The organism is Cupriavidus sp. 05T313 (genome assembly GCF_056396665.1).
Map to the genome: position 1 here is coordinate 1 of NZ_JBFTLX010000274.1, position 8987 is coordinate 8987.

Annotated in this window: 8 protein-coding genes; 6 read left to right on the plus strand and 2 right to left on the minus strand. The window is 64.5% G+C overall.

Features of this window, described 5'->3' with window-relative positions; genetic code table 11:
- The coding region (folE2, locus tag AC1DKD_RS35320) for a GTP cyclohydrolase FolE2 (protein WP_477144318.1) at positions 1-671 on the plus strand (671 nt) is incomplete at its 5' end.
- A 67-nt stretch (positions 672-738) separates the two neighbouring features.
- Here folE2 and tsaD read toward each other — a convergent pair.
- Positions 739-1770 carry a tRNA (adenosine(37)-N6)-threonylcarbamoyltransferase complex transferase subunit TsaD gene (tsaD, locus tag AC1DKD_RS35325; RefSeq protein ID WP_477144319.1) on the minus strand — a complete coding sequence of 344 codons (1032 nt, stop codon included), beginning with the start codon at positions 1768-1770 and terminating at the stop codon, positions 739-741.
- A 175-nt stretch (positions 1771-1945) separates the two neighbouring features.
- Here tsaD and AC1DKD_RS35330 point away from each other — a divergent pair, with 175 nt between their 5' ends.
- The 4 genes from AC1DKD_RS35330 (at position 1946) to dnaG (ending at position 6160) form a co-directional block, all read left to right on the plus strand.
- The gene (locus AC1DKD_RS35330) at positions 1946-3220 is read left to right on the plus strand and encodes a BaiN/RdsA family NAD(P)/FAD-dependent oxidoreductase (RefSeq protein WP_477144320.1); all 1275 of its coding nucleotides are present in this window, start codon (positions 1946-1948) and stop codon (positions 3218-3220) included.
- A gap of 100 nt (positions 3221-3320) precedes the next feature.
- The gene (gene rpsU / locus AC1DKD_RS35335) at positions 3321-3533 is read left to right on the plus strand and encodes a 30S ribosomal protein S21 (protein ID WP_035866409.1); all 213 of its coding nucleotides are present in this window, start codon (positions 3321-3323) and stop codon (positions 3531-3533) included.
- Positions 3534-3665: 132 nt separating this feature from the next.
- Positions 3666-4115 (plus strand): GatB/YqeY domain-containing protein, encoded by a 450-nt coding sequence (locus tag AC1DKD_RS35340; protein ID WP_477102291.1) that lies wholly within the window; start codon positions 3666-3668, stop codon positions 4113-4115.
- 230 nt (positions 4116-4345) lie between these two features.
- On the plus strand, positions 4346-6160 hold the full coding sequence (gene dnaG, locus AC1DKD_RS35345) for a DNA primase (protein WP_441631552.1): 1815 nt from the start codon (positions 4346-4348) through the stop codon (positions 6158-6160).
- A gap of 82 nt (positions 6161-6242) precedes the next feature.
- Here dnaG and AC1DKD_RS35350 read toward each other — a convergent pair whose 3' ends face one another.
- Positions 6243-6638: a hypothetical protein gene (locus AC1DKD_RS35350; RefSeq protein WP_441631550.1), complete on the minus strand. Its 396-nt coding sequence runs from the start codon at positions 6636-6638 to the stop codon at positions 6243-6245.
- Between AC1DKD_RS35350 and rpoD the strand changes: the two genes are divergently transcribed.
- On the plus strand, positions 6628-8901 hold the full coding sequence (rpoD, locus tag AC1DKD_RS35355) for an RNA polymerase sigma factor RpoD (RefSeq protein ID WP_477144321.1): 2274 nt from the start codon (positions 6628-6630) through the stop codon (positions 8899-8901). The genes AC1DKD_RS35350 and rpoD overlap by 11 nt on opposite strands.
- Positions 8902-8987 lie beyond the last annotated feature (86 nt).

Below are 8987 nucleotides of genomic sequence, written 5' to 3' on the forward strand. Positions count from 1 at the left end.
CCACGGTAGGCACCTTCAACCTCGACGTGCACCTGCCTGCCGACCAGAAAGGCACGCATATGTCGCGCTTCGTCGCCTTGCTCGAGGAAGAACGCGAGCCGCTCGAACTGGCGACCTTCCGTTCGCTGCTGGACAAGATGCTGGTCAAGCTGGAGGCCGAGGCCGGGCGCATCGAAGTCACCTTCCCCTATTTCATCAACAAGATCGCGCCGGTGTCGGGCGTGCAATCGCTGATGGACTACGAAGTCACGCTGATCGGTGAAGTGCGCGGCGGTGCCACCAAGGTCTTCCTGAAGGCCCTGGTGCCGGTCACCAGCCTGTGCCCGTGCTCGAAGAAGATCTCGCAGTACGGCGCGCACAACCAGCGCTCGCATATCACCATGAATGTCGAGCTGGCGGGCGACCTGCCCGTGGAGGCGCTGGTGCGCATGGCCGAGGAAGAAGCCTCGTGCGAGTTGTGGGGCCTGCTCAAGCGTCCGGACGAGAAGTTCGTCACCGAGCGCGCTTACGAGAATCCCAAGTTCGTCGAGGACCTGGTGCGCGACATCGCCATGCGCCTGAATGCGGACGATCGCATCGTGGCGTATGTGCTGGAGGCCGAGAATTTCGAGTCCATCCACAACCACAGCGCTTATGCCGTGATCGAGCGCGACAAGCGCACGGTGCGGTAAGCCGGCGCTTCAGCCAACAAGAAAGCCACCGCGAAGGTGGCTTTTTTGTTGGCTTAGCGGCGGAAGACTAGCGTGCCGGCAGGCGAATATCCGACAGTTCCCAGCGCGGCGTCACGCCGTAGCCGTAGCTGTGCTGCGCCAGTTCGGGCGCGGCCTGCAGCCGCATCGCGCCGGCAAAGGCGATCATGGCCCCGTTGTCGGTACAGAAGGCCAGGTCCGGGTAGTAGACCTGGATCTTCTTCTGCGCGCCCAGCTGGTCCAGGCGCTCGCGCAGCTGCCGGTTGGCGCCCACGCCGCCGGCCACCACCAGCCGGCGATGCCCGGTCTGCTTGAGCGCTGCCATGGACTTGGCCGCCAGCACGTCGACGATGGCGTCGACAAAGGAGCGCGCCAGATTGGCCCGGTCCTGCTCGCAAACGTTGCCCAGCTTGCGGGTTTGCGTCAGCACCGCCGTCTTGAGGCCGGCGAAGGAGAAATCGAGATTGCCCGAATGCAGCATCGGGCGGGGCAGGGCATATGCGCCGGGCGCGCCGAACTCGGCCAGCCGCGATACCTCGGGGCCGCCAGGGTAGCTCAGGCCCAGCAGCTTGGCGGTCTTGTCGAAGGCCTCGCCGGCGGCATCGTCCAGCGTTTCGCCCAGCAAGGCGTAGTCGCCGATGCCGCGCACTTCCATCAACTGCGTGTGCCCGCCGGAAACCAGCAGGGCCACGAAAGGGAACGGCGGCGGATCGCGCGTCAGCAGCGGCGACAGCAGGTGGCCCTCGAGATGGTGCACGCCCAGCATCGGCACGTTCAGGGCAAAGCCCAGGGCGTTGGCCACCGACGCGCCCACCAGCAATGCGCCGGCCAGGCCGGGCCCCTGCGTGAAGGCGATCGCATCGATGTCCTTACGGGTGCGGCCGGCTTCGTCGAGTATCTGCCGCAGCAGTGGCAGCACGCGGCGGATGTGGTCGCGGGAGGYGAGTTCAGGCACGACGCCGCCGTAGTCGCGATGCATGGCGATCTGCGAGTGCAGGGCGTGGGTGAGCAGCCCGGCCTCGGTGTCATAAAGGGCGAGGCCGGTTTCGTCGCAGGAAGATTCGATGCCAAGGACAAGCATGGGGGGAAGCTAAGGCCGGTACCAAAGGAAGCCGGCAAATCAAGGGGTTGGCGCGGGCGGCGGACCATCGGACCGGCAGCCTGGCGTGAGGCCAGCAGGGTAGCACAGCGGCGATTGCCCTGCTTTTCGCTACAATCGCCGCTTCTTCAGCGGGCATTCAGTAGGCAAGAAAAACATGGGCAGCAAGCAGACCGCACAGACCGGCCACGCTGGCGCGCGCGCAGGGCGCTTCGATGTGGCAGTGCTTGGCGCCGGGGCCGCCGGCATGATGTGCGCCGCCGTGGCGGGCCAGGGCGGTGCCAGCGTGGTGCTGATCGACCATGCCACGAAGCTGGCAGAGAAAATCCGCATTTCGGGCGGCGGGCGCTGCAATTTCACCAACCTGCAGGCCGGGCCCGCCAATTACCTGTCTGGTAATCCGCACTTCTGCCGTTCGGCGCTGGCGCGCTATACACCGCAGGACTTCCTCGACCTGATGCGGCGCCATGAGATCGACTGGCACGAGAAGCACCGCGGCCAGCTCTTCTGCAACGATAGCGCCGAGCAGGTGATCGAGATGCTGCGCGCCGAATGCGGCGCCGGCGGCGTGCACTGGCGCACCGGCTGCAGCGTGGACGAGGTCAGGCGCGAAGGCGACGATTTCCTGCTGATGACGGCGAATGGGCCAATCCGCGCCGGCGCGCTGGTGGTGGCCACCGGAGGACTTTCCATTCCCAAGATCGGCGCCACCGACCTGGGCTACCGCGTCGCCCGCCAGTTCGGCCTGGGCGTGGTCGAGACGCGCCCGGCGCTGGTGCCGCTCACCTTCGACGGACAGGGCTGGGCGCCATTCGCGCCGCTGGCCGGCGTATCGATGGAAGTCGATATCGCTACGGGCGGCGGCAAGACGGCCGGCGCTTTCCGTGAGGACTTGCTGTGGACCCATCGCGGTTTGTCCGGTCCCGCCGTGCTGCAGATTTCCAGCTTCTGGCGGCCGGGCACGCCCATCGCCATCGACCTGTTCGACGGCAACGACGCAAGTGAGTGGCTGCTTGCGCAAAAGGGCAGCAGCCGCAAGCACCTGGCCAACCTGCTGGCCGAACGCCTGCCGGCCCGCCTGGCCGATGCCTGGTGCGCCGCTGCCGGCCTGAACGGCGCGCAGCCCCTGCATGATATGCCGGACAAGGCACTGCGCCGGCTCGGGGCCGCGCTGAATAGCTGGGAGTTGATCCCGGCGGGGACCGAGGGCTATCGCAAGGCCGAGGTCACGCTCGGCGGGGTGGATACCCGGGCCCTGTCATCGGCCACCATGATGGCCCGGACGGTGCCCAACCTGTACTTCATCGGCGAGGTGGTCGATGTGACCGGCTGGCTGGGTGGCTACAACTTCCAGTGGGCCTGGGCATCGGGCGTGGCTGCCGGCCAGGCCGTTGCGGAAAACGCACGCGCCGCGACGGCGGGAGTGRCCTAGGCGGCACGGCGGAAAATTTGCGCCACGCGGGCTTGACAGTGTGTGTGCTACACTTGTAGCTTTCGTAAAACCGCCAACAGCTGCTACATATTTCAGCAAGATGACCACGATCCACCTCAAAGAAAACGAGCCGTTTGAAGTCGCCATGCGTCGTTTCAAGCGCACCATCGAAAAGAACGGCTTGATTACTGAATTGCGGGCACGTGAGTTTTACGAAAAGCCGACGGCCGAGCGCAAGCGCAAGAAGGCCGCCGCCGAGAAGCGCCACTACAAGCGCATCCGCAGCCAGATGCTGCCGAAGAAGCTGTACTGAACGCACCCTTCGCTTCTGCATCAAAACCCGCTGTGGGCAAGGCTCCGGCGGGTTTTTGCATTGGCGGTCCGACGGCCGGCGCGTTTCGCCCGGCCGGCAATGTCCCGCCCACACTTTCCTGGAAAAATTGCCATGTCCCTCAAAGCCCGTATCACTGATGACATGAAGGCCGCCATGCGGGCCCGCGAAACCGATCGCCTCGGCACCATCCGGCTGCTGCTGGCGGCCATCAAGCAAAAGGAAGTGGACGAGCGCATCGAACTCGACGACACCGCCGTGCTGGCCGTGATCGAAAAGCTGGTCAAGCAGCGCAAGGACTCCCTCTCGCAGTTCACGCAAGCCGGCCGCATCGACCTGGCGGACAAGGAAAGCGCTGAAATCGAGGTGCTCAAGGTCTATATGCCCGCCGCGCTGTCGGAGGCCGAAATTGCCGCGGAAGTACAGGCCGCAGTCGCGGAGAGCGGCGCCGCCGGTCCGCAGGACATGGGCAAGGTCATGGCGGTGCTCAAGGCCAAGCTGGCCGGCCGCGCCGACATGACTGCCGTGTCGGGGCTGGTCAAGGCCGCCCTGACGGCGCGCTGAGCTAGCTCTGGCAGCCGCTGGATCGGGGCCAGTCGCCGCCGATCCGGCTTTTTGCTGGAAGTGCGTCTTAAAACGCTTTTGATCCGACACCCCTCGCCGGCCCTGGCTGCAATCCGTTGCGTCTGCACTACAATGTAGTGTTGTAGAGCCGGAAAGCGCAGTGCCGGTCACGCATTCACAATATTGCCGCCCGCTGCAACGGGCGGTTTGGCCAGAGGACGACAAGCCGGGTGATTCCGCAATCCTTCATTCAGGACCTGCTCAACCGTGTCGACATAGTCGATGTGGTGGGCAAGTACGTGCAGTTGAAGAAGGGCGGCGCCAACTTCATGGGCCTTTGCCCCTTCCACAACGAGAAGTCGCCGTCCTTTACCGTCTCGCCGACCAAGCAGTTCTACCACTGCTTCGGGTGCGGCGCGCATGGCTCGGCCATCGGCTTCCTGATGGAGTACTCCGGGCAGTCCTACCCCGACGCGGTGCGCGAACTGGCGCAATCGGTCGGCCTGTCCGTGCCCGAGGACCGCGACCGGCTGCCGCCGGCACAGCGCGCCGAACAGCAGGCGCGCTCGCTCGCGCTCACCGACGCCATGACGCGCGCCACCGAGTTCTACCGGCGGCAACTGCGCAGCGCGCCCCAGGCGATCCAGTACCTCAAGGGCCGCGGCCTGACCGGCGAGATCGCGGCGCAATTCGGGCTGGGCTATGCGCCTGACGACTGGCAGGGGCTGGAATCGGTGTTCGGCAGCTATCGCGACGACGCCATCGCCGGCCCGCTGGTGGAAGCCGGCCTGATGATCGAAAGCGCCGAGAAGCGCGACGCCGACGGCAAGCCGCGCCGCTACGACCGCTTCCGCGACCGCATCATGTTTCCCATCCGCAATGCCAAGGGCCAGGTGATTGGCTTCGGCGGCCGGGTGATGGGGCAGGGTGAACCGAAGTACCTGAACTCGCCGGAAACCCCGCTGTTCAGCAAGGGTACCGAGCTATATGGCTTATTCGAGGCACGCCATGCGATCCGGGAAACCGGCTACGTTCTGGTGGTCGAAGGCTATATGGACGTCGTGGCACTGGCTCAGCTGGGCTTTGCCAACGCCGTGGCCACGCTGGGCACGGCCTGCACCCCCGTGCACGTGCAAAAGCTGTTGCGGCAGACCGACGCCGTGGTGTTCTCGTTCGACGGCGACGCCGCCGGGCGGCGCGCGGCGCGCCGGGCGCTGGAGGCATGCCTGCCCTATGTGGCGGATAACAAAACCATCCGCTTCCTGTTCCTGCCGACCGAGCACGATCCGGACAGCTATGTGCGTGAGCAGGGTACCGATGCCTTCGCCGCCCAGGTGCGCGACGCCATGCCACTCTCGCGCTTCCTGTTGCAGGTGGTGACGGAAGGCCAGGAGCTGCGCCAGCCAGAGGGCCGCGCCCGCGCTCAATACGAGGCCAAGCCATTGCTGCAGGCCATGCCCAGCGGCGGCCTGCGCCTGCAGATCGTGCGCGAACTGGCCGACGCTACCGGCACCACGCCTGCCGAGATCGAGGCGGTCTGCGGGCTGGCCAGCGACCCGGCGCGGGTCGGCCGCTTTGCCCAGCCGCGGCCGCGCACCAAGCGTCAGGCGCCCACGGGGCTGGAGCAGCGTGTGCTGCAATTGCTGATGTGCTATCCGCAGCTCTCCGGACGGCTCGACGCCGATAGCCGCGCGCTACTGCTGGAGGATGAACAAGCCGATGCCGAGGTGCTGTCGCACCTGGTGTCCGCGTGCGACGAGTTACAGGGTGAAGTGAATTTCGCGGCCTTTAGCGAGCATCTGGCGCAGTCGCCGTATGCCGAGGTCTACGCCAATGTGCGTGCGGCGGTACTGCGCGAAGAGATCGACGAGGAACCGGCGGAGCAGGAATTCGACGCGGCCATCGCCAAGCTGCTGGCGGGGCCGTTGCAGCGGGAACTCGCCAGCCTGCAGCAGTCGGTGGTAATGGGTACGGCGGACGAGGCTGGCAAGAGCCGGATGCGATGGCTGGTCAGCGAGATCAACCGCCGGCGCCAGTTAGGTTGACCGTCCGGTAGGTCGGTCAAGGCTTGTGGTGACAAATAGGTGAAGGTTTAGCTTGACCTTGTTGAGCTTAAGCCTTGATTTATCAGGTGAAATCCTCACCTGTTGGGAAGCCGGCTAATTGCGACGTGCTACAATAGCCGGTTTGGATAGCGAAATCTTTCTCTCCCGTTCTGGTGAAAGTGAGCGTGCCAATGGCAAAGGCCAAAGCAACCGAAAAGGTTCCCACTAATGCTCCCCAATCAGGGAGCGGCAAGGCGTCCGCGAAGACATCGGCGGCTGCGAAGACAGCCGCGTCAGTCAAGACGCCAGCCCAGCCTGTGCCAGCTAAGACTGCTCGAAGCGCCAAGGCGCCCGCAGCGTCCACCACCACCGGGACTCGCATATCCGAGAACTTGAGGCCCTCGACTTCGGCACGCGAGAGCGGCGATAGCGCCAATACAAGCGGCAAGAACGCCGCGTCTGTACCTGTGAAAGGCAAGAGTATTACCGTGGCGAAACAGCAGAATACCGAAGTCGAGAGCAAGCGAACGGCAGCGGCCAGCGCCAAGACGGGAGACGCCAAGTCAGGCGCGCCCGCGTCCGAGGACACGCCGGTTGCCACAACTTCCGCCCCCGTTGCATCCGAGCGTCCCGCCGCTCCGGCAGTCAAGCCGGAGCCGAAGAAGCGTGGCCGCAAGCCCAAGGCCGGATCGCAGCACGACGACAGCACTACAGACGACGTGACTGAAGAGCTTTACGAAGACGAGATCCCCGCCGCAGCGCCCGCGGCCGCCCCCAAGTCCGAAAAGCAGAAGGCTCGCGACCGCAAGGCCAAGGAAAAGGCTCTGCTCAAGGAGTTCGCCTCGACCCAGCAGGGCACCGAGGAAGAACTGGAGGTGCGCCGCCAGAAGCTCAAGGCGCTGATCAAGCTGGGCAAGTCACGCGGTTACCTGACGTACGCGGAGATCAACGATCACCTGCCGGACGACATGGTCGATTCGGAAACGATCGACACCCTGGTCGCCACACTGAACGACATCGGCATCGCCGTCTACGAGCAGGCGCCGGACGCGGAAACGCTGCTGCTCAACGACAATGCCCCGTCCGCCACCAGCGAGGAAGAAGCCGAGGAAGAAGCTGAGGCCGCGCTTTCCACGGTGGACTCCGAGTTCGGCCGCACCACCGATCCCGTGCGCATGTACATGCGCGAGATGGGCACGGTGGAGCTGCTCACGCGCGAAGGCGAAATCGAAATCGCCAAGCGCATCGAAGCCGGCCTGAAAGACATGGTGATGGCGATCTCGGCGTGCCCGGTCACGATCTCCGAGATCCTGGCCCTGGCCGAACGCGTTGCCAGCGACGAGATCAAGATCGACGAGTTCGTCGATGGCCTGATCGACCCCAACGCCGAGGATGTTCCCGTGGCGCCGCCGGCGCCTGTTGCCGCGCCAGTGGCCGAGGAAGACGACGAGGAGTCGGACGATGAAGAGTCCGACGAAGACGAGGACGACGATGCCGGTGGCCTGGCTGCCTCCGCGCGCCAGCTTGAAGAACTGAAGCAGGGCGCTCTGGAAAAATTCCGCGTCATCGCCGAGCAGTTCGACAAGATGCGCCGCTCGTTCGAGAAGGAGGGCTACAAGTCCAAGGCCTACGTCAAGGCCCAGGAAGCCATCCAGAACGAACTGATGACCATCCGCTTCACCGCGCGCAACGTCGAACGCCTGTGCGACACGCTGCGTGGCCAGGTGGACGAAGTGCGCAAGCTTGAGCGCTCCATCCTGAAGATCGTGGTGGACAAGTGCGGCATGCCGCGCGCCGACTTCGTCGCCCGCTTCCCGGGTAACGAAACCAACCTCGAGTGGATCGACACGATCATCGCCGACAGCAAGCCGTACAGCGTCACCGTCGAGCGCAATGTGCCGGCCGTGCGTGAACTGCAGCAAAAGCTGATCGACCTGCAGTTGCGCGTGGTGCTGCCGCTGAAGGAGCTCAAGGACGTCAACCGCAAGATGAGCGAGGGCGAGAAGCGCGCCCGCGAAGCCAAGCGCGAGATGACCGAGGCCAACCTGCGCCTGGTGATCTCGATCGCCAAGAAATACACCAATCGCGGCCTGCAGTTCCTCGATCTGATCCAGGAAGGCAACATCGGGCTGATGAAGGCGGTGGACAAGTTCGAATACCGCCGCGGCTACAAGTTCTCSACCTACGCCACSTGGTGGATCCGCCAGGCCATCACCCGTKCSATSGCSGAYCAGGCSCGCACCATCCGTATYCCGGTGCACATGATCGAAACGATCAACAAGATGAACCGCATCTCGCGCCAGATCCTGCAGGAAACCGGCAACGAACCGGATCCGGCAACGCTGGCCGAGAAGATGGAGATGCCGGAAGACAAGATCCGCAAGATCATGAAGATCGCGAAGGAGCCGATCTCCATGGAAACGCCGATCGGCGACGACGACGACTCCCATCTGGGCGACTTCATCGAAGACACCAACACGCTGGCCCCGGCCGAAGCAGCGCTGCACGGCTCCATGCGCGACGTCGTCAAGGACGTGCTGGACTCGCTCACGCCGCGCGAAGCCAAGGTGCTGCGCATGCGTTTCGGCATCGAAATGAGCACCGATCACACGCTGGAAGAAGTCGGCAAGCAGTTCGACGTCACCCGCGAACGGATCCGCCAGATAGAAGCCAAGGCACTGCGAAAGCTGCGCCATCCGAGCCGCTCTGATAAGCTTAAGAGTTTCCTCGAAGGTAGTTGATCGGTATCATGCCGGTCTGACTTTCCTGGGCCTCTAGCTCATGCCTGGTTAGAGCAGCGGACTCATAATCCGTTGGTGCCGTGTTC

Coding starts and splice junctions, on each gene's coding strand:
- AC1DKD_RS35340 (WP_477102291.1), top strand. CDS start 3,666: ATGTCCCTCAAAGCCCGTATCACTGATGACATGAAGGCCGCCATGCGG.
- rpsU (WP_035866409.1), top strand. CDS start 3,321: ATGACCACGATCCACCTCAAAGAAAACGAGCCGTTTGAAGTCGCCATG.